The organism is Mycobacterium sp. IDUB_37, assembly GCF_055419245.1.
Genome location: NZ_JBVAXG010000003.1, coordinates 325,411 through 348,586, shown reverse-complemented (window position 1 = coordinate 348,586; position 23,176 = coordinate 325,411). Strand labels below are relative to the sequence as shown.

Annotated in this window: 17 protein-coding genes; 9 read left to right on the top strand and 8 right to left on the bottom strand. The window is 65.9% G+C overall.

Annotated elements, in window-relative coordinates; all coding sequences use genetic code 11:
• Positions 1-6: 6 nt before the first annotated feature.
• Positions 7-534: an XRE family transcriptional regulator gene (locus ACZY1I_RS12260; RefSeq protein ID WP_463754666.1), complete on the bottom strand. Its 528-nt coding sequence runs from the start codon at positions 532-534 to the stop codon at positions 7-9.
• Entirely contained in the window at positions 531-3,554 is a 3,024-nt protein-coding gene (locus ACZY1I_RS12255; RefSeq protein WP_463754665.1) for an MMPL family transporter, read from the bottom strand. The genes ACZY1I_RS12260 and ACZY1I_RS12255 overlap by 4 nt, the downstream gene beginning before the upstream one ends.
• A 257-nt stretch (positions 3,555-3,811) precedes the next feature.
• Here ACZY1I_RS12255 and ACZY1I_RS12250 point away from each other — a divergent pair, with 257 nt between their 5' ends.
• Positions 3,812-4,372 (top strand): hemophore, encoded by a 561-nt coding sequence (locus ACZY1I_RS12250; protein ID WP_463754664.1) that lies wholly within the window; start codon positions 3,812-3,814, stop codon positions 4,370-4,372.
• Between the two features lie 7 nt (positions 4,373-4,379).
• On the opposite strand, the gene ACZY1I_RS12245 is transcribed toward ACZY1I_RS12250, so the two are convergent.
• Positions 4,380-5,582 (bottom strand): lysylphosphatidylglycerol synthase transmembrane domain-containing protein, encoded by a 1,203-nt coding sequence (locus tag ACZY1I_RS12245; RefSeq protein WP_463754663.1) that lies wholly within the window; start codon positions 5,580-5,582, stop codon positions 4,380-4,382.
• Between the two features lie 147 nt (positions 5,583-5,729).
• Between ACZY1I_RS12245 and ACZY1I_RS12240 the strand changes: the two genes are divergently transcribed.
• Positions 5,730-6,893: an AI-2E family transporter gene (locus tag ACZY1I_RS12240; RefSeq protein WP_463754662.1), complete on the top strand. Its 1,164-nt coding sequence runs from the start codon at positions 5,730-5,732 to the stop codon at positions 6,891-6,893.
• Between the two features lie 70 nt (positions 6,894-6,963).
• Here the strand turns inward: ACZY1I_RS12240 and mmpL3 are convergent, their stop codons facing one another.
• From mmpL3 to trmB, 3 genes are all read right to left on the bottom strand, one after another.
• Entirely contained in the window at positions 6,964-9,855 is a 2,892-nt protein-coding gene (gene mmpL3 / locus ACZY1I_RS12235; RefSeq protein WP_463754661.1) for a trehalose monomycolate exporter MmpL3, read from the bottom strand.
• A gap of 114 nt (positions 9,856-9,969) precedes the next feature.
• Positions 9,970-10,665, bottom strand: coding sequence for an NYN domain-containing protein (locus tag ACZY1I_RS12230; RefSeq protein ID WP_463754660.1), 696 nt, complete (start codon positions 10,663-10,665; stop codon positions 9,970-9,972).
• A gap of 30 nt (positions 10,666-10,695) precedes the next feature.
• Positions 10,696-11,499: a tRNA (guanosine(46)-N7)-methyltransferase TrmB gene (gene trmB, locus ACZY1I_RS12225; protein ID WP_463754659.1), complete on the bottom strand. Its 804-nt coding sequence runs from the start codon at positions 11,497-11,499 to the stop codon at positions 10,696-10,698.
• Positions 11,500-11,588: 89 nt separating this feature from the next.
• On the opposite strand from trmB, the gene ACZY1I_RS12220 reads away from it, so the two are divergent.
• From ACZY1I_RS12220 to ACZY1I_RS12195, 6 genes are all read left to right on the top strand, one after another.
• Positions 11,589-12,671: a hypothetical protein gene (locus ACZY1I_RS12220; RefSeq protein ID WP_463755103.1), complete on the top strand. Its 1,083-nt coding sequence runs from the start codon at positions 11,589-11,591 to the stop codon at positions 12,669-12,671.
• Positions 12,668-14,221, top strand: coding sequence for a hypothetical protein (locus tag ACZY1I_RS12215; protein ID WP_463754658.1), 1,554 nt, complete (start codon positions 12,668-12,670; stop codon positions 14,219-14,221). The genes ACZY1I_RS12220 and ACZY1I_RS12215 overlap by 4 nt, the downstream gene beginning before the upstream one ends.
• Before the next feature lie 234 nt (positions 14,222-14,455).
• Positions 14,456-16,282, top strand: coding sequence for a phosphoenolpyruvate carboxykinase (GTP) (locus ACZY1I_RS12210; protein WP_463754657.1), 1,827 nt, complete (start codon positions 14,456-14,458; stop codon positions 16,280-16,282).
• A gap of 429 nt (positions 16,283-16,711) precedes the next feature.
• Complete coding sequence (locus tag ACZY1I_RS12205; RefSeq protein ID WP_463754656.1) at positions 16,712-17,944, top strand: sodium:proton exchanger; 1,233 nt, start codon at positions 16,712-16,714, stop codon at positions 17,942-17,944.
• Between the two features lie 58 nt (positions 17,945-18,002).
• Entirely contained in the window at positions 18,003-19,526 is a 1,524-nt protein-coding gene (gene fadD4, locus ACZY1I_RS12200) for a fatty-acid--CoA ligase FadD4 (RefSeq protein ID WP_463754655.1), read from the top strand.
• 3 nt (positions 19,527-19,529) lie between these two features.
• A complete protein-coding gene (locus ACZY1I_RS12195; protein WP_463754654.1) occupies positions 19,530-20,468 on the top strand; it encodes an enoyl-CoA hydratase/isomerase family protein in 939 nt (312 codons plus the stop codon).
• Here ACZY1I_RS12195 and ACZY1I_RS12190 read toward each other — a convergent pair.
• Together ACZY1I_RS12190 and ACZY1I_RS12185 are read right to left on the bottom strand one after the other, a co-directional pair.
• Complete coding sequence (locus tag ACZY1I_RS12190; protein ID WP_463754653.1) at positions 20,462-20,860, bottom strand: CD225/dispanin family protein; 399 nt, start codon at positions 20,858-20,860, stop codon at positions 20,462-20,464. The genes ACZY1I_RS12195 and ACZY1I_RS12190 overlap by 7 nt on opposite strands.
• Before the next feature lie 68 nt (positions 20,861-20,928).
• Complete coding sequence (locus ACZY1I_RS12185; RefSeq protein WP_463755102.1) at positions 20,929-22,056, bottom strand: acyl-CoA dehydrogenase family protein; 1,128 nt, start codon at positions 22,054-22,056, stop codon at positions 20,929-20,931.
• An 82-nt stretch (positions 22,057-22,138) separates the two neighbouring features.
• Between ACZY1I_RS12185 and ACZY1I_RS12180 the strand changes: the two genes are divergently transcribed.
• On the top strand, positions 22,139-23,152 hold the full coding sequence (locus tag ACZY1I_RS12180; protein ID WP_463754652.1) for a MaoC family dehydratase: 1,014 nt from the start codon (positions 22,139-22,141) through the stop codon (positions 23,150-23,152).
• Positions 23,153-23,176 lie beyond the last annotated feature (24 nt).

Genomic DNA, 23,176 nt, shown 5'->3' with positions numbered 1-23,176 from the left:
CGCGCTCTAGTTGGTGCCGGCCGAGCGCTCGTTCTTCACCCGGACGAACCGGTCAGACAACCGGCGCATCCGAATCATCAGGGAGGCTGACGGGCTGACCGTGCCATCGAGGTAAGTGGTCAGATCCTCCGCGGCCACCCCGATGCGCGAGGCGAATTCCTGTTGCGCCAGGCCAGAGCGCTCCATCAGCAACTTGATGTGCCGGGCGACCTCGGCGCGCTCGTTGGCCTCGAGGTGGTTGCGGGCACGTTCCAGCACTTCCCACAGCGCCTTGGCGATGCCAACAGGTCGGCTGCCGGTCAGGATCTCTTCGACCTGGCGGGCCGTGCGGCCGAAAGGATCGCGTTTCAGGGCGCCGGCGATGCGCTTCCAGGTGGCGATGTCGCCGCCCTGAAGCGCGGCGTTGATGGCGGCGGTGGACCAGAATTCGACGGGCTGGTCAGGGTCGGGTTTCCGAACTGCGGAGGGCTGTTGCTCGGTCCGGCCCGATTGCGGAGCGGGCGCGGCTTTTCGCTGGTCGGCTGCCAACGTCACCTCGCCTCCTCCAACATTGCAACGGCCACGGACAGGCAGCGCTGCCTGACCTCCTCCCAGTTTGCCTGTGCACCGGGTTCGGGCCAATCCTCATCGAGGTCGGACGGGTCGGGATCGGCCAGTTGTTGCACCAATTGGGAGGCCATCCACTGCGGTTTTGACGACAAGCCGTGAGATTGACCACAGTAATACCTGTCCATTCCGGCAAGCACCACCGCCGCCGTCTCCGCGTCCATGACGTCAACCATGTCTGCAAAATCGGCAAAGTCGCGGCGACTGTTACGGCTCATGATCAGAAAGCCCTTGAGGCGCAGCGTTTCGGCCCCGGTCGGAACCAGCAGGCGATCGCCGGTGGGCAATTGGACGTTGGTGGTCTCCACGGGGCTGCGGCGCTGGTACTTGCCCCGCTGTCTGCCGCCACTCGCGCCCCCGCTTTCTAGAGCGTCGAGGGCGACCGAAAGGCGGCCGCGCCACAGCGTCACTGGATGAACGGGGCGGTCCGTCCATGACATGGCGCGGGCGATGCTGTTGCGGTACGCCTCGCTGACCTTCTTTGATTTCTTGGCCGAGAGGGCTTGACCCACGCCGATTGAGGCGACCGCTCCGCTGGCACCGGCAGGACCGAACGCGACGGTCACCGCTTCAGCGTTGTCGGCTCCCGGAGGCGGATTCTGGTCGGGCTCCTTGCGGCCGCAGCCGGTGAAGGCAAGCGGGTCTGCGACGCAGATGGCATCCGGAGCAAGGTGTTTGAGTTTGGCCGCCGATTTGATCACCATGCGCAGATCCGCGCTGGGGGCGATCGCCGCGACGATGTCCTCGGGGATGACCACGACGCCACCGAGATCGACGTCGGGCAGCGGCCGGTCGAAGTCGACGGACGGCAGCATCCGGGCCATCCAACCGGGCAGCCACCAGTTCCATTTGGAGAACATCGCCATCAGCGCCGGGACCAGCACCAGGCGCACGATGGTCGCGTCGACCGCGATCGCGACGGCGCACGCCACCCCGATCTCGGCGACCAGCGGCATCCCCGCGAACGCGAATCCGCAGAACACCGCGATCATGATCAGCGCGGCGCTGGTGATCGTGCGCGCGCTGGTGCTCACACCGTAGGCGACCGCATCGCGGGTGTGCCCGGTCTGCAGGAAGCGCTCCCGGATGCGGGTGAGCAGGAAGATCTCGTAATCCATGGACAACCCGAAAGTCATCGCCAGGACCAGCGGGGGGACGGTGCTGTCAATCGAGTCCAGGTGCGGAAAGCCGAGTTTCTCGCCCCAACCCCACTGGAAGACCATCACCAGGCTGCCGTAAGCGGCCGCCACTGACAGCAATGTCATCAGGACGCCTTTGAGCGCCAGCAGGACGGAATGCACCGAGAGCAACAGCATCGCGAATGCGATCAGGGCGACGAAGCCCAGCACCAGTGGCTGGGTTTGCGACACACGGTCGTCGAAGTCTTTGATCAGCGCGGTCGATCCGCCGACAGCCACTTGTGCGTCGCCGGCCGTCCTGGGCAACTGGCTGCGCATCCAGTCGATGGTGTGCCGTGCGCGAAGGTCCTCGGGGTCGACCGTCAGTACCGCGCTGAGCAGGGCGCTCTTGTTGTCGTCGGCGAACTTCGGCGGCGCCACCGAGGCGACGTCGGGCGCTCCCATGAGCTGTTGGCGCAGTGCCGAGAGGGTTTGCGCGTGGGCCGAAACGGCGTCTTGGCCCTGCGGCCAGTCGGGGAACGTGACAAGTATCTGAACCGGGCCCATGGCGCCCGGGCCGAGCGCCTGGGACGCCGCGGCCACGCCGGCGCGGATCTCGTGCGAGGAATCGAACTGGCGCAGCAGGCTGTTGCCCATCACCATCGACAGCGCCGGCGCCGCCATCAGTAGCAGCACTGCCGAGGCCGCCAGCGCTGAAATCCAGGGCCGGCGCATCACCCAGGTGACCCACCGGGTCCAGAACCGGGACACCGTGCTCTCCGGGCGGCGTGACCAGTGCAACAGTGCCGATCGCTTGGCGGCCGCCCGGGAGAAGCTAGCCAGCAGTGCCGGCGTCAAGGTCGCCGATGTCAACATCGCGACCGCGACCGCGAGAATCGCACCGGTGGCCATCGATCTCAGTGCCGGGGTATTTATCAGGTAGATACCGGTGAGCGAGGCGATGACGGTCATGCCGGACAGCACCACCGCGAGCCCGGAGGTGGCCATCGCGGCGTCTACAGCCTCCTGTGGTTGGCGGCCGGTTCGCAACTCCTCGCGGAACCGCATCAGGATGAACAGCGAATAGTCGACGGCCAGCGCGATGCCGAACATGGACACCGTCGAGGTCACGAATACCGACATGGGCGTATGCATGGACAGCGCATAGACCAGTCCCATGGTGACCACCACGGTGCAGACACCGAGGGCCAGCGGGATCGCCGCCGCGGCCAGCGACCCGAACACCGCGAGCAGCACGATCAGGATGATCGGCAGGTTCCACTCTTCGGCTTTGGCGATGTCGTGCTTGGTGTTGGCCGCCGCGGCCGCCGACAGCGCGCCCTGCCCGATGACGTAGAGCCGCACGTGGCCGTTGGCGGTCTGTCCGGACCGGTCGTCCTGGACGCCTATTCGTTGACGCAGCTTTTTGGCGACGTCACCGGTGCTGGGGTTACGGGCGTCCAGTTGCAGCGACACCACGTACGGGCGGTCAGGCTGGGGCGGCCGTTGGGTGGGGTTGGGTGCTTCGCTGACGCCGGGCAACTCGGTGGCGATCCGTTTGAGTTCCGCGACGGCGTCATTGATGTCCTGATAGGTGGCGTCCGCGCGAGGCGCCGCCACCAGCGCCAACGGCGAGGCGCCCAGGTCGGGGTACTGAGCGACGAGCTCGTCGTGGACGGCCAGGGACTGCGAACCGGCGACCTCGAACCCGCCGCCGGTGAGGTTCCCCGACTGCGTGATGGCCAGATATACCGCCGGTACCAATGCGAGCAACCAGCTCGTGAAGACGAACCAGCGGAATCTGCGCAGGTTACGGCTTAGCCGCATCATGAACTGCTGGATTTCTAACTCCCCGTATTTCTTACGCAGCGCGTGCCCGCGAGCCTACCGGAGCGCCCGGTCGTCAGATCTGCTTATCGGTTGCTGAGCTGCGATAACACCGGTTTTGCGGGGAATCTACGGGATCGTTGTGAAGTCGTGATGAAGTACCCCGGTCTCTGCGGGTTGGCGGCTCCGCTGTCGGCGATGGCAAAATGATTCAGTGTCGCGCTCAGGGGGTGCCGCGGCGGATCGTAAGGAGTAAACCCATGCAGCCAAGCACTACGAATGTGCGCCGCGGGCTTTTCGCAGCGGTGATTGCGGCTGCCGTGCCGTGTGCCGCAAGCGCCTTTCTCGCCGCACCCGCGGCGACGGGGTCGACCGATCCGTGCGCGGCGAGCGAGGTGGCCAGGACGGTTGGTTCGGTCGCCAAGTCGACCGGGGACTACCTGGACTCGCACCCGGAGACCAACCAGGTGATGACCAGCGCGCTGCAGCAGCAGGCCGGCCCGCAGTCGCTTGGGTCGATCAAGACCTATTTCGAGGCCAACCCCAAGGTGGCCAGCGATATGCAAGGTCTGGCCACCCCGCTGAACAAGCTGGGGACGCAGTGCAAGCTGCCGATCTCGCTGCCGCAGGCGCTGAGCTTGGTGCAGGCTGCTCAGGGTGCGGGCGGCTTGCCAAGCTTGCCGACTGGCGGTCTCCCTGCCGCTGGTGCACCCGCGAGCCCGCCGGCGGCGAACGGGCCGTTGCTGGGGCAGCCGGGGTCCGTGCCGGCACCTCAGCCGGGACCACAGCCGGCGCCTCAGCCGGTGCCCAAGACCGGCTAAGACCGACCTACGTCGGATTGCCCTCAGCCGGTGGCAGCGGGCCCTGCAGGACCGGGTCGGCGGGGTCGGCGAACGCGAGCAGGTCCGGCACCGGGATCTCGGGATCGGTGGGCGGGTCGTCGGAATCGCTGTCGGCAGCCTTTTCGGCGCGGAACATGAAGAAGAACACCACCCAGCCGATCGCGGCGATGAAGAGCCAGCTGATCAGCCGGTAGATCAGCATGGCCGAGATCGCATTCGGCAGGGCCATGCCGCTGGAAACCAGGCCCGGCACCAACACCGCCTCCACGACCAGCAGGCCGCCCGGCATCAGCGGAATCGTCCCGACCGCGCGGGCCGCCGCGTAAGCGACCGTCAAGCCGGCGATCGATGCGTGGTCACCGGCGGCGTAAGCGGCAAATGCCAGGCACGCGACATCGGCGACCCAGTTGAGCAGCGACCAGCTGAACGCCACCCCGAGATCGCGCCGGCTCAGACTTACCGACTCGAGCTGCATGAGTATCTCGCGCCACTTGTCCAACCCGGTTTCCGCAGGTTTGCCGCGGATTGAGTTGACCCAGGCCAGAACCCTGCCGCCGATCCCTTCGATCAACTCCGGCCGGGACGCAACCGCCTGCGCCAGTAGCAGCAGCGCGACGAAGCCGCCCAATGTGAACAGCAGCGAGAACGGGTTGTTCTTGGCGCCCAGTAAGAACGCTCCGCCCAGCCCCAGCACCGCCAGACCCACCGCTTGCAGCGCGCCCGACATCACCAGCTGCCAGGAGGCCACCACTGTGGACGCGCCCCAGATGCGCTGCTGACGCAGCAGGAACGTCGCCGAGATCACTGGGCCGCCCGGAAGGGTGGTACTCAGCGAGTTCGCGGCGTAGAAGGCCGCTTCGGACCGCAGTTGCTTGACGTGTACGCCGGCAGACGACAACAGCGTGCGCTGAATCTGGGCGAAGCTGTGCATCGACGCTGCCGCGGCCGCCATCGCTGCGACAAGCCACCACCACTTGGCCTGGTACAGGCTCGTCCACGCCTTGGCCAGCTGATCGCGCACCAGCGCGACCTCGACGCACAGCACGATCAGCACGATGGCCAGACCCACCCAGCGCAGCCACCAGTACTTGCCGCGCGGGGCGGCTTTTGCACGCCCCTCTCTGCGGCCCTCTCTTCCGGGACCCAGCCGCGCCCCCACGAGCTTGCGGGCGGCGGCGTCGGGCGACATCGCATTAGGGTAGCTGTGCCGACAGCGCATGCATTGACGCACGTCGCCGACGTGTCGGGGTCGTTCCAGGGTCGTAACCGGATCGTGCCGACCGTGTTTGCGGGCTGCAGCCGCCTTCAACGACCTTGGCCCGGTTACGCTTGCCGAATGTCGGCAACTCTCGACGACGATTCGGTAAGCCCCCTGGTTCGCAAGACCGCCGCGTGGTCGTGGCGATTGCTGGTCATCGTGGCCGCCGCCACCGCGCTGCTGTGGGTGGTCGCAAAGCTGGAGATCATTGTCGTGCCAGTGCTGCTGGCGTTGATGCTCAGCGCTTTGCTGGTCCCCCTGGTGGACTGGCTGGACAGGCGGGGTCTACCACGTGGAGCGGCGGTGACACTGGTTCTGCTGGGGGGCTTTGCGATCCTGGGCGGCATCCTGGCGTTCGTCATCAGCCAGTTCATCGTCGGCCTGCCCGATCTGGTCACCCAGGTCGAGCACAGCATCGACTCGAGCCGCCGATGGTTGATCGAAGGGCCGATTCACTTACGCCGCGAGCAGATCGACAACGCGGGTAACTCCGCCATTGAGGCGCTGCGCAACAATCAGGCCAAGTTGACCAGCGGTGCACTGTCCACCGCGGCCACCATCACCGAACTGCTCACCTCGGCGGTGTTGGTGCTGTTCACGCTGATTTTCTTCCTGTACGGCGGCCGCAACATCTGGCAGTACGTCCAGAAATTGGTTCCAGGCCACGTCCGTGACCGGGTCCATGAGGCCGGCCTCGCGGGGTATGGAGCGTTGACCGGATACATCCGGGCCACCTTCCTGGTCGCCCTGACCGATGCGGCCGGCGTCGGCGCCGGACTGGCGGTCATGGGCGTACCACTCGCGCTGCCACTGGCCTCCATCGTCTTTCTCGGTGCCTTCATTCCATTGATCGGTGCCCTGGTGTCGGGGCTGTTGGCGGTGGTGGTGGCGCTGTTGGCCAAAGGCATTGTCTACGCAGCGCTCACCCTCGGTTTGCTCATCGTGGTGAATCAAATCGAGGCGCATGTACTGCAGCCGCTGGTGATGGGCCGCGCAGTCTCGATCCACCCGCTGGCCGTGGTGCTGGCTATCGCCGCTGGCGGAGTGCTGGGCGGGATCGTCGGCGCCTTGCTGTCCATCCCGACGGTGGCGTTCCTGAACAACGCGCTACAGGTGCTGCTGGCCGACGATCCGGAGGTCGAGGCCAGAGAGCAGAGCGAGGACGCGGGGGCCTTCGTCGCCGCGAGACCGGACAAGCCGGACGGGCCCGACGACGACGACGAGGCCGCGAAAGACCGCTAGTGCACGGCCGGGACGGCGGGGTCGCTGTGCAGACAGCGCGCTCGCGGGGTGCCGGACGGTTGAACCCGGACTAGATCCGGCGGCCCTCGCGACGCAGCAGGTCCTGAGCGCTCAGTCCGCCGCCACCGCTCCGGCGCCGACGTCCGGTGTCGACCGTGCTCTCGCCCTGAATGCTGCGCGCATTGAGCTTCTCGGTGGCCGTCTCCGAGTCGTTGCCTTCGGGCCGTTGGGCCGGGATGGCAGCGGTCTTGTCGGCCGGGTCACCTGCTGCGTCCGAGCGGTTGCCCGGAATCTGCATCTTGTTGGTCTGATCGGCCGACGGCGCAGGTGGTGGCGCCGGCGGGTTGGCTCCCTTGGGCTTCGGTACCGGCCGCGGCGGACGCGTCGTCGCTGCGGACGGTCCACCGGTCACGGGCCCGTTAGTGCGAGCAGGCCCGCCCTGTGGAGCCGACAGGCGTGCCGTTGGCGCCTCCTGCGGCTGGTTCTGTGGCGGGCCCGCAGGCTGAACCGGCCGCACCGGGATCTGCGGCTTGCTGAGGGAGGGGCTGATCGGGGCGGGCCCGAGTTCCGGGCGGGTCGCGCGGGTCAGGGCGGCCGGGTGCGTCGGGTCGTGCGGGGGACGCGGAGTCGCGGCAACCAGGCCCGCCGTGACGGGCGGTCGCACCTTGGTGGCCGGCCGCCTCCGCTCGTCGGGCAACTGAATCTCGCCCAGGCCGATCCGGTTCTGCAGGCGTCGCATCCAGCGCGGCGCCCACCAGCAGTCGTCACCAAGCAGCTTCATCACCGACGGCACCAGGAACATCCGGACCACGGTCGCGTCCAGCAGTAGCGCCGCCATCAGGCCGAAGGCCAGGTACTTCATCATCACCAGATCTGAGAACACGAACGAACCGGCGACGACGGCGAGGACCAGCGCGGCCGCGGTGATCAGGCGGCCGGTGGTTGCGGTACCGATCCGGATCGATTCCTGCGTGGACATGCCGTTTTCGCGCGCTTCGACCATGCGGGAGACCAGGAATACCTCATAGTCGGTGGCCAGACCGTAGCCGACCGCGACCACCAGGGCGATGATCACCACCATCAACGAGGTGGGCGTGAAATTCAGCAGCCCAGCGCCATGTCCATCGATGAATATCCAGGTCAGGATGCCCATCGTGGCGCCGATCGTCAGCACGCTCATCACCGCCGCCTTGATCGGCAGCACCACCGAGCCGAAGGCCAGGAACATCAGGATCATGGTGGTGCTGATCAGCACGAGCACCATCAGCGGTGCCTTGTCCACCAAACTGTGAATCGAGTCCTGTTCCAGCGCGGGCGTACCGCCGACGAGAATCTCAAGGCCCTTGGGCGGTGTGATTGCGCGCAACTCTTCGAGTTTCTTCGCCGAGTCAGTCGCGTTGCTCAGGCCGTTCTGCAGCACCCGTACCGACGGGTCCTTCGATCCGCCCGGTGCCTGTGGGCGTTCCTGCCACATGTTCGCCGGGTCATTGTCCTGCTCGATGAACCCGGTTATCGCCATCGCCTTGGCGCGGACGTCGGCAACCTGCTGGTCGGTGACGGGTTGGTGGTTGGTCGACTCGATCACCAGCGTCAACGGGTTGGTCCGGTAGCCAGGGAACAGCTTGTCGAAGTGTTCCTGAGACTGACGTGCCGCATTGTTCGGCGGCAGATACTTCTCGCTCATGCCGCCGAGCGACATGTTGCCAAGTGGGATGATCAGCAGGATCATGCCGATGACGATCGGGATGGCGAAGGCCAGCGGACGCTTCATCACGAAGTTGGTCAGCTTGCCCCAGAAGCCGGCTTCGACCTCTTCGCGTGTCTTGGTCTTCTGTAGGCGCTCGGCCAGCCAATTCAGGTAGGCCCGCGACACCTTCCAGTTCCGCAGGAACGGCACCCGGAACGCGGTCCGAACACCGAGCGCGTCCACGTTCTTGCCCAGCACGCCCAGGCAGGCCGGCAGCAACGTGATGGACAGGATCGCGGCCAGCGTGACAGCGGTGATCAGGGCATAGGTCAGCGACTTGACGAAACCTTGCGGCAGCAACAGCAGGCTGGCGCCCGAAGCGGCGATCAGCACCGCTGAGAACACGACTGTCCGACCGGCCGTCATTACGGTACGGCGCACGGCCGCCTCGGTGTCGTAGCCCTCGGCGATCTCCTCGCGGAATCGGCTCACCACGAACAGCCCGTAGTCCACCGCGATACCGAGACCGATCAGCGAGACGACTGGCTGGGCGAAGAAGTGCACCGGCCCGAACATCGAAATCAACCGCAGAATGCCCAGCGAGCCGGCGATGCTCAGACCGCCGACCATCACCGGTAGGCAGGCGGCGACCGCACCGCCGAACACCAGGAACAGAACCACCGCGACCAGCGGCAGCGCCAGCACCTCCATGCGACGCTGGTCGGTGGCGATGGTGCCGGTCAGTGCGCTGGCGATCGGTTGCAGGCCGGCGAGCTGGACGGTACCGCCGTCCAGCTTCTGCATCGCGGGTTCGACGTCCTTGTAATTGGTCAGGATGGCGTCGTCGTTATCGCCCTTGAGTGGGATGGAGACAAAGGTGTAGTGCTTGTCATCGGTCGCCATGCCTTTGATGACCGAACTGGTGCTGTCGGGGGCGCGCAGGTATCCGGCCCAGCCGACGACCTGCTTGGGGTGGTCGGCGACGAATTGGTTGAGCTCGTCGGTGATCTTCTTCGACCACGCCGGATCCGTGACGGTCTTGCCGTTCGGCGCGTGGAATATCGCGACGACGTGGCCAGTTCGGTCGCGGCCGTAGACCTGGTCGCCGAGGATCGATGCCTTGACCGATTGACTGCCGTCGTCGTAAAAACCACTCTGCGTGACGTGCTTGCCCAGGCTCAGCCCGAAGATGCCGCTGCCCAAGCAAAGAGCCACCGTGACCCCGATCACGATGTACCGCAATCGGTACACAGTTCGACCCCACCAGGCGAACACGTAAGCTCCTTACTGGATCTCTAGAGATCCATGCACTGCGCTGCACCGCGTTGGTAGCGCTTCACAAACTCTTCAGTTGTCCGGTAATTATCGCTGGTACACACGCGAACCCTGTCACACACGCGAGGTCAACAGCGAGGACAGCGGCCGGAATGGCTGCAGCCAAGCCCCCTGCTCGGGTAGCGAATCGAGGCCGATTCGTGGCAGTGGCTCCCGGAAAACACCTGCAATGTCCTCCAGGTCGACGAACTCCAAGGTAACCGACGCTAGCGCCCAACTGGCATGTTCACGAAATCCAAGCACTTGAACAGGGGTTCCGCCACGGGCTACTTCTTCTAGCGGTAGACGGAAAGCCTGACCGTCGGCGGAGGCCACCATCAGGGCGGCCAGGCCGTCGCGGTAGCGCCGATCGATGTGCTCGAGCATGTCGCGGTCGACGTCACTGTCCTCGTCGATCTTCGGTTTGGCGAAGACAGCGAAACCGACGTTCCGCAGCGCATCCACCCAGGGCCGCACGACTTCGGCGCTACCGGGCGCGATGTTGGTGAAGACGGTGGCCTCGGGTTCGATTCGGACGTCGTCGGCCCCGTCCTCGCTCGAGATCCTGGCCGAGACTTCGGCGGTTCGCGCCAGCAGCCAGCGCCCGAGGGCGTCGAAACGGGGCCGCTCCAGGGCCGTCGGCCGGCGTCCCAGGATCGAACCCAGTCCCATGTCGAGGTTCGGCGCATCCCAAACCAGCAGGACACGTCGTACCGGTTTGGCGAGGGTGGCGAGTGACGCTTGGTTCGTCACTTCTTCAGTAAGGCTCATGCGCTCATCTGCTTTCGGGTCAACGCCACGTCAACCCCGCTTCCATACGAACTCACTGACGGCGCTGCCCGCTTCTTGGGCCTTCGTCTCGTACTTGGTATTGGGGCGAATGACTGAGATCGGCAGTGATTCGGAACCGGGATCAGCACGGACGAGTCGAGACTCCGCATCGCCGACCTCGGCAATGTGCTCGGCATAGCCGGGATGATCGGTCGCGGCATGCAGGACACCACCAGGGAGTAGCCGGTCAGCGATCAGGGAAACCGTGCCCGCCTGTATCAGCCGTCGTTTGTGGTGCCGCGCCTTCGGCCACGGGTCGGGGAAGAAGATCCGAACGCCGGTCAGCGAATTCGGGGCGATCAGGTCTTTGAGTACGTCAATGCCGCTTCCGCGGATCAGTCGGACGTTGCTCACCTGCTCGCTGTCGATGCCACACAGCAACTGCGCCAGGCCGCGGCGGTAGACCTCCACCGCGATCACGTCGATTTCGGGTTCGGCCTGCGCCATCGCCAGCGTCGACGTACCGCTGCCGCAGCCGATCTCCAGTACTAGAGGTGCGCTCCGGCCGAACCAGGCTCTGGTGTCCAGCGGTCCGGTACCAGCGCTGGTGTCCTCGGGTATCGCTTGTCGGCCGAGCTGCGGCCACAGCCGCTCCCATGTGTCGCGTTGAGCGTTCGACAAGGATGCGCGTCGCGACCGGAAACTGGTAGGCGGAAGGTAGCCCCAGGCGCTGTCCGTTTCCCCCTCTGCGGCCTCAACCTCCCGGGCCTCAACCGGCGTGTCGGGACTTAACCCCACCCCGGGCTGCGCATGCATCCGTCCATCGTGGCCCATGAACCCCGGGTGTAGCCGCCTGTGGTCCAGATTGATACCCAACAGTTGCCTTTTGCTGGTAGCGAGTGGCTCGCGTGCCGGCCACCCAGATGTCACCATTCGGTGGAGGGACTGTTTCGGTGTACGGATTAGTAGGCCTCGATCGGAAAAATGAGGGCAATCAGATTTTCGCTGACGAACTGACGCGATTCGCCCAGGGGGCCGCTGACCAGCGGGTTAGGGCGATAGCGGATCGAACGGCGGCGCCGCTGCGGGTGCTGGTCCGGGGACGTCGGGGGGTGGGCCGCAGCACGGTCACGCGCGCCTTGAACATCGCCGGACGCCGGTCGGGTATCTCCGCAGCGGAGCGGGCGGACCCGGAGACAAAAGCGGACGTAGAGATATATGTCATAGCGGAGGTCGTCAAGCCCGAGGATCGAGCGGCAGCGGGCGCGATGACAGTGCTGAACAAGGCAGACCTGACCGGATTGCGCGGCGCCGGCCCGATCGCCGCGAGCGACCGCTGTGCTGAGTTCGCCGCGCTGCTCGGCGCACCAGTACTGCCGATGAGCGGGTTGCTTGCCGTCGCAGGGCTCGACGGTCTGGACGCGGAAAGTTGGGCCGCCCTTCAGGCGTTGGGCGACCATCCCGGCACCACCTATTACCTGGACCAGTCATTCGACGGGTTTTTGACGGCGCAGCTCCCGGTATCGGTGCCGGCGCGGCGGCGGTTGCTCGCAACCCTCGACCTGTTCGGGGTGGCGCTGGCGGTCGAGGCGCTGCGGCGGGGGGCCGGTGCGGCGCAGGTGTGGGCGCTGTTGCGCAAGGTCAGTGGCGTCGACGCGGTGATTCAAGGCCTGGTCGCCGCTGGTGCCGGGGTCCGCTACCGCCGGGTAGGCGAAGCCGTCGCCGAACTCGAGGCATTAACTGTCTCCGATTCGGCGACGGGGGAGTTCCTCGCTCGTGACGACACCGTGGTCGCCCGGATGTTCGCCGCACTGGACACAATGCAGGCCTGCGGCCTGGAACCCGGGCCGGCTGCACCCTTGTCGCGTGCGGTGCATTGGCAGCGCCTTTGTCGCACACCCGTGAGCGACCTGCACCGTGCGTGCGGAGCCGACATCGTCAGAGGGTCGCTGCGGCTGTGGTCGCGATCGGGCGCGCCCGTCCGTGGGTATCGGGAGCCGGTATGACACCGCGCGACGAGACACCCCGCGACGACCCGGCGGCCCGGGTGGACGCCCTGGTCGCGGCCATCGGGCCGAATGTGAGTCCGCCGGTCATCGACCGCCGCGATGCCGTGTTGGTCGCCGGTCCGTGGCTGGCCGGCGTCAGCAGCGTGGCCGCGGTGTTGCGACAGCGGGTTCCGGAACATCGGTTCGTCGAGGCGTCGGAATTGGCGGCGGGTGAAGCTCCGATCGCGGTGGTGTTCGTTGTGTCGGCGGCGGCGGAACTGACCGAATCGGATTGCCAGCTGCTGGACGCTGCCGCCGAAAACACCGACCTGGTGGTGGGCGTGGTGACCAAAATCGACGTGCACCTGCCCTGGCGTGAGGTGCTGACCGCGAATCGGCGCCGACTGGCCGAGCACTCGCGGACCTACGGTCAGGTGCCTTGGATCGGCGCGGCTGCCGCACCGGATGTCGGCGACCCGCAGGTCGAGGAATTGTTGACAACGATCCAGAGACTGCTCGCCGACTCCGATATCGTGCGCCGCAACAGGCTGCGGGCGTGGGAATCGCGGCTGCGGAAGGCGGCGCAACGGGTCGATCGGGATGCGACGGGAAGCGGGCGCGGGGCACGGGTCGAGGCGCTGCGCGAGCAGCGCAGCACTGCGCTGCGGCAGCGACGGCAATTGCGGTCCGAACGCACCATCACGCTGCGCGGTCAGGTGCAGCAGGCCCGGGTTCAGCTGACCTACTTCGCGCGTAACCGCTGTTCGTCGGTACACACCGAACTGCAGGAGGAGCTCGCCGGATTGTCGCGCCGACGCATCGCTGGATTCGAAGAACACGTGCGAGGTCGGCTCGGTGCGGTGGTCGCCGAGGTCGCCGAGGGCGTGGACGATCACCTCACCGAAGTCGCGCGGGCTACTGGGGTGGAGTTGGCCCTGCCGCCCCGCGAAGCGCTGCCGGCGATCGGTGTCCCATCTCCGCAACTGAAATCCCGGCGACTGGAGAATCGGCTGACGATGGTGTTCGGCGCTGTCTTCGGGCTGGGCGTTGCGTTGACATTGAGCCGGCTGGTGGCCGGTCTGATCGCGCGGTTGGACGCGGGCTTGGCGCCGCCGATCGTCGGAGCCGGGATCGTGGCGTGCGTGCTGCTCGCATTGGCGATGACCGCGTGGGTGGTCAACAGCCGCGGCTTGATCGGCGACCGTGCCGTGCTGGATCGGTGGGTGGGTGACGTGACGTCTTGGCTGCGATCCGTGGTTGAGCAGATCGTGGCCAGCAGGGTGCTGGTCGCCGAATCGCTGCTGAGTACCGAGGCGACGGCGCGCGATGAGGCCGAGAACGTCCGGGTGACCGACCAGGTCAACGTGATTGACGCCGAACTACGCGAACACGCTCTCGCTGCCGCTCGCGCCGCGTCAATGCGAGACCGGCAGATGCCGGCCATCCAGGCCGCGCTGGATGCGGTTCGAGCGGAACTCGGGGAACCGGGTATATACAGAACCGACCGGGGGATTGTGCGGGCCAAGCCCTCGGCACGGTCGGACGACGGGCGCAAACCTTCTTCGTGACCCGTCGTGTAGGCGCCGGAAAACCGGATTGTCTGGCGGGAAGTGCCGAAAGTAAAGGAAGCAGACCTTTCTGAATCGGTCTTGTGAGCAGTCTTATACCCGCCTGGGACTTCCGCGACAAGTGATGCACGTTAATCTGTATAAGAAAGCGTTAAGTGTCTGAGACGTGCAAGCCACCACACGAACCAGCCGACCAACAGACGATTACCGAACAGCAAAATTCAGGAGAGTTCGATGACCTCAGCGACCATCCCCGGCCTGGACACCGCACCCACCAACCATCAGGGGCTGCTGTCCTGGGTGGAAGAGGTTGCCGAGCTAACTCAGCCCGACCGGGTGGTGTTCACCGACGGCTCCGACGAAGAGTTCCAGCGCCTGTCCGACCAGTTGGTCGCGGCCGGGACCTTCCAGCGGCTGAACCCGGACAAGCACAAGAACTCCTACCTGGCGCTGTCCGACCCTTCCGACGTCGCCCGGGTGGAATCACGGACCTTCATCTGTTCCGAGCGTGAGGTCGACGCCGGGCCGACCAACAACTGGAAAGACCCCAGCGAGATGCGGGACCTGATGAAGGACCTGTACCGCGGGTCGATGCGCGGTCGCACCATGTACGTGGTGCCGTTCTGCATGGGACCCCTCGGTGCCGACGACCCCAAGCTCGGCGTGGAGATCACCGACTCCGAGTACGTCGTCGTCTCCATGCGGACCATGACCCGGATGGGCAAGGCCGCGCTGGAGAAGATCGACGCCGGCGGATTCTTCGTGAAGGCGCTGCACTCGGTCGGCGCCCCGCTGGACGAGGGCCAGGCTGACGTGCCGTGGCCGTGCAACGACACCAAGTACATCACCCACTTCCCGGAGACCCGCGAGATCTGGAGCTACGGCTCGGGTTACGGCGGCAACGCGCTGTTGGGCAAGAAGTGCTACTCCCTGCGTATCGCGTCGGCGATGGCCCACGACGAGGGCTGGCTGGCCGAGCACATGCTGATCCTTAAGCTGATCTCGCCGGAGAACAAGGCCTACTACTTCGCGGCCGCCTTCCCGTCGGCCTGCGGCAAGACCAACCTGGCGATGCTGCAGCCGACCATTCCGGGCTGGCGTGCCGAGACCCTCGGCGACGACATCGCCTGGATGCGGTTCGGCAAGGACGGGCGCCTGTACGCCGTCAATCCCGAGTTCGGCTTCTTCGGGGTGGCCCCGGGCACCAACTGGAACTCCAACCCCAACGCGATGCGGACCATCGAGGCCGGCAACACCGTCTTCACCAACGTGGCGCTGACCGACGACGGCGACGTGTGGTGGGAGGGCCTGGAAGGCGACCCCCAGCACCTCAACGACTGGAAGGGCAACGAGTGGACCCCCGAGTCCGAGGGCAAGGCCGCTCACCCCAACTCCCGCTACTGCACGCCGATGTCGCAGTGCCCGATCCTGGCTCCCGAGTGGGATGACCCGCAGGGCGTGCCGATCTCGGGCATCCTGTTCGGCGGTCGCCGCAAGACGACCGTTCCGCTGGTCACCGAGGCGCGCGACTGGCGGCACGGTGTGTTCATCGGAGCCACCCTGGGCAGCGAGCAGACCGCCGCGGCCGAGGGCACGGTCGGCGCGGTGCGCCGCGACCCGATGGCGATGCTGCCGTTCCTGGGCTACAACGTCGGCGACTACCTGGGCCACTGGATCAACCTGGGCAAGCAGGCCGACGAGTCCAAGCTGCCGAAGGTGTTCTTCGTCAACTGGTTCCGCCGCGGCGACGACGGCCGTTTCCTGTGGCCGGGATTCGGCGAGAACAGCCGGGTGCTGAAGTGGATCGTCGACCGCATCGAGCACAACGCCGGTGGCCAGGACACCCCGATCGGCGTGGTTCCGACCGCCGCGGACCTGGACCTGGAGGGCCTGGACGCCGAGGCTGCCGACGTGACCGACGCACTGGCCGTCAACACCGAAGAGTGGCGCGCGGAACTGCCGCTGATCGAGGAGTGGCTGGAGTTCGTCGGTGAGAAGCTGCCGACCGGTGTCAAGGACGAGTTCGACGCTCTCAAGGAGCGCTTGCGCGTCGCTGACTAATAGCGCGAGAAGACGCAAAAGCTCCCGCACGCACGGCGTGTCGGGAGCTTTTGCGTCTGCTGGGCAGGTCTGTCTGGCGCCTGGCCGCTGAGGTTTGCCACATCAAATACTTCGGATCTACGAAAAAAAAGATATCAGCCCTTGAGCAGCTGAGACAGGGCTATAACACTCTAAAAATCGTAGCAACACTAAGTTGCTACCGGCGTGAACACGGGCTACAGTCGTGGTCAGCGAAGGGGAGTAGTTCCAGGTAGCCGCTTTCGGGCGGTGACTGCGGATGGTCGACATGCTGGCGGTTAACCCCGCCCGGTCATCCACCGGACGCCAAGTCCGGCGAGCGAGACCTTCGGCCGACACACAAAAGTCGGTCCGAAGTCTCGCCGTGCGCCGACGGGACCCGGGTCGCTGATCCCGAAGGAGTTGCAGGAAATGACCCTGCTCGCCGATCGCCGTCCGACTCGCGCACCCGCCGACACACTGCTGCGCTCGCTGTTCACCACATTGCTGTTCATCGCGCCGGCAATCGTCGTGCGCTGCGCGGACCTGCGCCCGGCTCCGGTACTCGCATTACTCATTTACGGCGCTGCTGTCGTCGCCGCGAGTTTCCTGCTCGCCTGGGCGGCCGAGGCGGCGCAGGTGGACGTGTCCGGCGGCCTCGCCATCGCGGCGCTCGCGCTCATCGTGGTACTGCCTGAATACGCCGTCGACCTCTACTACGCCTACACCTCCGGGTCCAACGCCGAGTACACGCAATACGCCGCGGCGAATATGACCGGGTCCAACCGGCTATTGATGGGCCTCGGCTGGCCGCTGGTGGTACTCCTGGGCCTCTGGGTGGCGCGCAAGGCGAACGGGCGCAAAGCGGCCGTTCTTACGTTGGAACGGGGCAACCGGGTCGAGCTCGGGTTCCTGCTGATCGCGGGTGCCGTCGCGTTCATCATCCCGGCGACCGGGCGGATCGACATCACCCTGGGCGTCGCGCTGCTCGCCTGGTTCGGCTTCTACCTGTATAAGTTGAGCCGCGGTGACGTCGAGGAGCCGCACCTGGTCGGCACCGCCGCGGCGCTTGGCGCGCTACCGCGCGGGGCCCGTCGTGCCGGCGTGATTGCGCTGTTCGTCTTCGCCGCCGCCGTCATACTCGCCTCCGCAAAACCGTTCGCGGAAAGCCTGATCGGCGCGGGCTCCCAGCTCGGGGTGGACCGGTTCCTGTTGGTGCAGTGGCTGGCGCCGCTGGCGTCGGAGGCCCCGGAGTTCGTCATCGCGATCATCTTCGCCAGCAGAGGGAAGGGCACCGCGGCTATCGCGACGCTGATCTCGTCGAAGGTCAACCAATGGACGTTGTTGGTCGGATCGCTGCCGATCGCTCACCTCGCCGGCGGTGGCGGATCCGGGCTCGTGCTCGACGGCAGGCAGGTCGAGGAGATGCTGCTGACCGCCACCCAGACGCTGATGGGGGTGGCGCTCGTGTTGGCGCTGCGCTTCCACCGCAACGCGGCATGGGCGCTGTTGGCGCTGTTCCTGGTGCAACTGCCGGTCACCTCGACCGAGATCCGGTTCGTGCTGTGCGGTGTTTATGCAGCCGTAGCAGTCGTCGGCCTTATCGTGAACCGGCGTCACCTGTTGCCCGCGCTGCGCGCACCATTCGTGCCGACCGCGGGCTGACCCGCGCCGGAACCAAGGCCTTGACGTGCGTCAAATATGCGCGTCGTAAAGTTCAGCCATGCAGATTCGCTCGCATGCGCAGACTCACCCCGACCGACCCGCCGTCATCCTGCACCCGTCGGGCACGGTCGTCACCTTCGACGAACTCGAGGCCCGGGCCAATCGGCTGGCGCACGCGTTCCGGCAGGCGGGGCTGCGCGAGGGCGATGCCGTCGCCATCCTGATGGAGAACAACGAGCACATTCACGCGGTCATGTGGGCGGCTCGGCGCAGCGGGCTCTACTACGTGCCGATCAACACCCATCTGACCGCGGCCGAGGCCGCCTACATCGTCGAAAACAGCAATGCCAAGGCCATAATCGGGTCGGCCGCGTTGCGTGACGTCTGTGCCGGGCTGGCCGAGCATCTTCCCGGTGGGCTACCGAAGCTGTTGTTGTTGGTGGACGGCGACCTGGCGGGCTGGCAGCGCTACCCCGAATGCGTTGCGGATCAACCGGATACCCCGATAGCCGACGAAATCGAGGGTGACCTGCTGCAGTACTCGTCGGGCACCACCGGCCGGCCAAAGGGCATCAAGCGCGAGTTGCCGCACGTCCCACCCGAAGACGCGCCGGGCATGATGTCGGCACTGGTCGGGTTCTGGATGGACGCCGACACGGTCTATCTGAGTCCGGCGCCGCTCTATCACACCGCACCGTCAGTGTGGTCGATGACGGTGCAGGGCGCCGGTCTCACCACGGTGGTGATGGAGAAGTTCGATCCCGAGGAGGCACTGAATGCCATCGCGCGCTACGGGGTCACACACGGGCAGTTCGTCCCGGCGATGTTCATCCGGATGCTGAAACTTCCTGAAGCCGTTCGTGATTCGTACGACCTGTCCAGCCTGAAACGGGTGATGCACGCTGCCGCGCCGTGCCCGGTGCAGATCAAGCAGCAGATGATCGACTGGTGGGGCCCTATCGTCGACGAGTACTACGCATCCTCGGAGGCGATCGGTTCGACGTTGATCACCGCCGAAGACTGGCTGGCGCATCCGGGTTCGGTGGGCAAACCGATGACGGGCGTCGTGCACATCCTCGGCGAGGACGGCAGCGAGCAACCGCCGAATGAGGCCGGCGAGATCTACTTCGAGGGCGGCTATTCATTCGAATACCTCAATGATCCGTCGAAAACCGCTGCGTCCCGGGATCGGAACGGGTGGATGACCGTCGGCGACATCGGCTATCTCGACGACGAGGGCTACCTGTACCTCACCGACCGTCGGCACCACATGATCATCTCCGGCGGGGTCAACATCTACCCGCAGGAAGCCGAGAACCTCCTGGTCACGCATCCAAAGGTGATGGACGCCGCCGTGTTCGGCGTTCCCGACGACGAAATGGGCCAGCGGGTGATGGCGGTCGTGCAGACCGTCGAGCAGGCCGACGGCACCACTGCCTTCGGTGAGGAGTTGCTCGGCTGGCTGCGAGACCGGTTGTCGCACTTCAAGTGTCCGCGGTCGATCGCGTTCGAAGCGCAGCTGCCGCGCACCGACACCGGCAAGCTCTACAAGAACGGGTTGATCGAGAAGTACTCGGGCTGATCCATGATCCGGGTGATCGACCTGTCCAACCCGCCGGCCGAGGCGGCGGCGGTGCCCCCGGGTGTGATCGTGGCGCATGGCCCGTTATCGGATGAATCCTGGCTCGAGTGTGCGACTTTCACCCTGACCGAGCAGGCATGTGCCGATCGGCGGGTGGTCACGGTGGACTCGGTGCCGGCGACCCTGGCCGAGTTGAGTCGGCGTTGTGAGCACTGGCCGCACGCCAGCGCAGTTTGCGACGACGTGTTGCGCGGCGTCAATCCTGCCGGCCCCGCACTGCCTGGCGTAATTACCGAATCGCTGGCCTATTCGACGTTGCAGGCCGGACCGGAGTTTGCGCGTTGGCTCTCCGAACGCGGGCCCTCGCAGCTGCCTATGCTCGCCGATCCGGTTCAGGCGCAACGCGATGAGGACACGCTGCGGATCAGCTTCAACCGGCCGCAACGACACAACGCATTCTCCACGGACACGCGTGCGGCGTTGCTCGAGGCGCTCGCCGTTGCACAGCTGGACTTGTCGGTGGCCGGAATCGTGTTGGGCGGCAACGGCCCGTCGTTCTGCAGCGGTGGAGATCTCGCCGAGTTCGGCACCTTCGCCGACCCGGCCAGTGCTCATCTGGCCCGGACGCGGTTCAGTCCGGCCCTGGTGCTCGACCAACTCACTGCCCGGCTGGGGCGCGGTTGTCGCGCCGAGGTGCACGGACAGGTGCTTGGCAGCGGATTGGAGATGGCCGCGTTCTGCGGATGGGTTGAGGCAAAGCAGGATTCGGTGTTCGGCCTACCCGAATTGAGTCTGGGGCTGATACCGGGCGCCGGTGGCACCGTCAGCGTCACGCGGCGCATCGGTCGTTGGCGCACCGCATATCTGGTGTTGTCCGGCCGAACCATCGACGCCGGAACGGCGTTGGCGTGGGGTTTGGTGGACGCGATCGGCGATCAGTAGCCGGAGTACGTGGTGTACGTCGAGTGGATGTTGCTGTCGATCGAGACTGCAGTGACGATCAACGCGACGTAGATGATCACAGAGATCACCGCCACCACAACGCCGACGATGGCGCTGATAATCGCCCACTTCTTGGCGCTGGCCGAGGCGGCCTGCGCCTCGCCGTAGCGGCCCTGCGCCCACAGACTAGAGACCTTGGTGGAGTAGACGATCGAGACGATCCCGGCCGGAAGGCAGCACATCACGGTGCTGAGAATCGCCCATACCAGGTAGTTGTCCGGCTGCGGCTGGCCGCCGTAACCACCGGGGAAGCCGCCGTATCCTGGTTGCTGGCCTGGTTGCTGGCCCTGCCAGCCTGGGGAACCGCCGTAGGGGTCTGACGGATAACTCATGGCAGCTGCCTTCCCCTGAATAGCCGCTACTGGGCTCAAGTCAGCAAATATTAGCGCACCCAAGCGCTTCAGATACCGCCGCGCGACACCAATTGCGCGGCAATCACGTTGCGCTGGATCTCGTTCGTGCCCTCGCCGACGATCATCAAGGGGGCGTCGCGGAAATAGCGTTCGACGTCGTACTCGGTCGAGTAGCCGTAGCCCCCATGGATCCGCACCGCGTTCAAGGCGATCTCCATCGCGACCTCGGAGGCGAACAGTTTGGCCATGCCGGCCTCCATATCGCAGCGCTCGCCGCTGTCGTAACGCTGCGCGGCATAACGGGTCAGCTGGCGAGCAGCGGTGAGTTTTGTTGCCATGTCGGCCAAGTAGTTGCCGACCGCCTGGTGCTTCCAGATCGGCTTGCCGAAACTCTCACGCTGCTGGGCATAGGCGAGTGCGTCTTCCAATGCCGCGGTGGCCACTCCCAACGCCCGTGCCGCCACCTGGATGCGGCCCGTCTCGAGGCCCTTCATCATTTGCGAAAAGCCTTCTCCCATAATGCCGCCCAGCACCGCCGAAGCCGGAACCCGGTAGTCATCGAAGGACAGTTCACACGACTCGACGCCTTTGTACCCCAACTTGGGCAGGTCTCGTGACACCGTCAAACCTGGCCCGTGCTCGACGAGCAGCACCGAGATGCCCTTATGCCGGGGCTTGATCTTCGGGTCGGTCTTGACCAACAACGCGATCAATCCGGACCGGCGAGCGTTGCTGATCCAGGTCTTCGAGCCGTTGACTCGCAACATGTTTGAGTCGTCGGGCAGTGCGGTGGTGGTCAAATTCTGCAGATCGGAACCGCCGCCGGGTTCGGTGAGCGCCATGGTCGCCCGCAACTCGCCGGTCGCCATCGGGGGCAGGTACTTGCGCTTCTGTTCCTCGGTGCCGAACAGGCTCAACAACTTTGCGACGACGGTGTGCCCGCCCATTGCGCCGGCCAGACTCATCCAGCCCCGGGCCAGTTCTTGAGTGACCTGCACATAACACGGCATCGAGACCGGCGAGCCGCCGTATTGCTCATCGATAGCCAGGCCGTAGATGCCGATCCGCTTCATCTGCTCGATCCACGCCTCGGGGTAGGTGTTGGCGTGCTCGACTTCGCGCACGGTCGGCTTGACGTCACGGTCGATGAACGCCCGCACGGTGGCCACCAGCATCTGTTCGTCTTCGTCGAGTTCACTGTTCACTGCGGACCTCCGGATTGACCCTCGGTTTCCCACACTGCCAGCATGAGGATTTGTGACTAACGGGTATGCGGCTATTCGCGAAGGCGGACCGTACTTCGACGACCTTTCGGTGGGCCAGGTATTCGACTGGGCGCCTTCGGCCACTCTGTCCGCGGGCCTCGCCGCCGCGCATCAGGCGATCGTGGGTGATCGGCTGCGACTGGCGTTGGACGCTGATCTGAGCGCCGCGGTGACCGGTGCGCCGGCCGCCCTGGCGCATCCGGGCTTGGTGTGCGACGTGGCGATCGGCCAGTCGACCTTGGCGACCCAGCGGGTCAAGGCGAACCTGTTCTACCGCGGGCTCACCTTTCATCGGTTCCCGGTAATCGGTGACACCCTCTATACCCGCACCGAAGTGGTCGGGCTGCGTCCGAACGCCGCCAAGCCCGGCCGCCCGCCGACCGGCCTGGCTGCCCTGCGCATGACCACCATCGATCAGGCCGATCAGTTGGTGCTGGATTTCTACCGGTGCGCGATGCTGCCGGCCAGCCCGGACTGGCTCCCTCGGGATGCTGGGGCGGACGACCTGTCCGTCATCGGTACGGACGCGGCGCCGCCGGCGGTGGAACCAACTGCCGCGTGGGATGGCGACGCCTTCCGGAACAGGGTGCCTGGTCCGCACTTCGATGCTGGGATTGTTGGATCGGTGCTGCACAGCACTGCCGATGTGGTCAGTAGCGGGCCCGAATTGGCCCGGCTGACGTTGAACATCGCTGCCACCCACCACGATGCGCGGGTAGGCGGGCAGCGCCTGGTCTATGGGGGACACACGATCGGTCTGGCGTTCGCGCAGGCGAACCGGCTGCTGCCGAACCTGGCGACGGTGATGGGCTGGGAGTCCTGCGACCACATCGGCCCGGTGCGCGAGGGGGACACCCTCTACAGCGAACTGCACGTCGAATCGGCGGAGCCGGTGGCCAATGGGGGAGTGCTGGGGTTGCGCTCGATCGTCTACGCGGTCAGCGACCCCGCAGACGAGCCGGACCGGCAGGTGTTGAACTGGCGCTTCAAGGCGCTGCAGTTCTAACCTGCCGGTCCGGTCCGCCGCTGG

Excerpts from the sequence above, each read along its gene's own strand:
- ACZY1I_RS12245 (WP_463754663.1), bottom strand. The coding sequence starts at position 5,582 with ATGTCGCCCGACGCCGCCGCCCGCAAGCTCGTGGGGGCGCGGCTGGGT.
- ACZY1I_RS12190 (WP_463754653.1), bottom strand. The coding sequence starts at position 20,860 with ATGAGTTATCCGTCAGACCCCTACGGCGGTTCCCCAGGCTGGCAGGGC.
- trmB (WP_463754659.1), bottom strand. The coding sequence starts at position 11,499 with ATGGGCCACGATGGACGGATGCATGCGCAGCCCGGGGTGGGGTTAAGT.
- ACZY1I_RS12210 (WP_463754657.1), top strand. The coding sequence starts at position 14,456 with ATGACCTCAGCGACCATCCCCGGCCTGGACACCGCACCCACCAACCAT.
- ACZY1I_RS12195 (WP_463754654.1), top strand. The coding sequence starts at position 19,530 with ATGATCCGGGTGATCGACCTGTCCAACCCGCCGGCCGAGGCGGCGGCG.
- ACZY1I_RS12250 (WP_463754664.1), top strand. The coding sequence starts at position 3,812 with ATGCAGCCAAGCACTACGAATGTGCGCCGCGGGCTTTTCGCAGCGGTG.
- ACZY1I_RS12220 (WP_463755103.1), top strand. The coding sequence starts at position 11,589 with ATGTCACCATTCGGTGGAGGGACTGTTTCGGTGTACGGATTAGTAGGC.
- ACZY1I_RS12205 (WP_463754656.1), top strand. The coding sequence starts at position 16,712 with ATGACCCTGCTCGCCGATCGCCGTCCGACTCGCGCACCCGCCGACACA.
- ACZY1I_RS12215 (WP_463754658.1), top strand. The coding sequence starts at position 12,668 with ATGACACCGCGCGACGAGACACCCCGCGACGACCCGGCGGCCCGGGTG.
- ACZY1I_RS12185 (WP_463755102.1), bottom strand. The coding sequence starts at position 22,056 with ATGCTGGTGGCCACCGTGCGGGCGTTCATCGACCGTGACGTCAAGCCG.
- ACZY1I_RS12255 (WP_463754665.1), bottom strand. The coding sequence starts at position 3,554 with ATGATGCGGCTAAGCCGTAACCTGCGCAGATTCCGCTGGTTCGTCTTC.
- ACZY1I_RS12230 (WP_463754660.1), bottom strand. The coding sequence starts at position 10,665 with ATGAGCCTTACTGAAGAAGTGACGAACCAAGCGTCACTCGCCACCCTC.
- ACZY1I_RS12240 (WP_463754662.1), top strand. The coding sequence starts at position 5,730 with ATGTCGGCAACTCTCGACGACGATTCGGTAAGCCCCCTGGTTCGCAAG.
- fadD4 (WP_463754655.1), top strand. The coding sequence starts at position 18,003 with ATGCAGATTCGCTCGCATGCGCAGACTCACCCCGACCGACCCGCCGTC.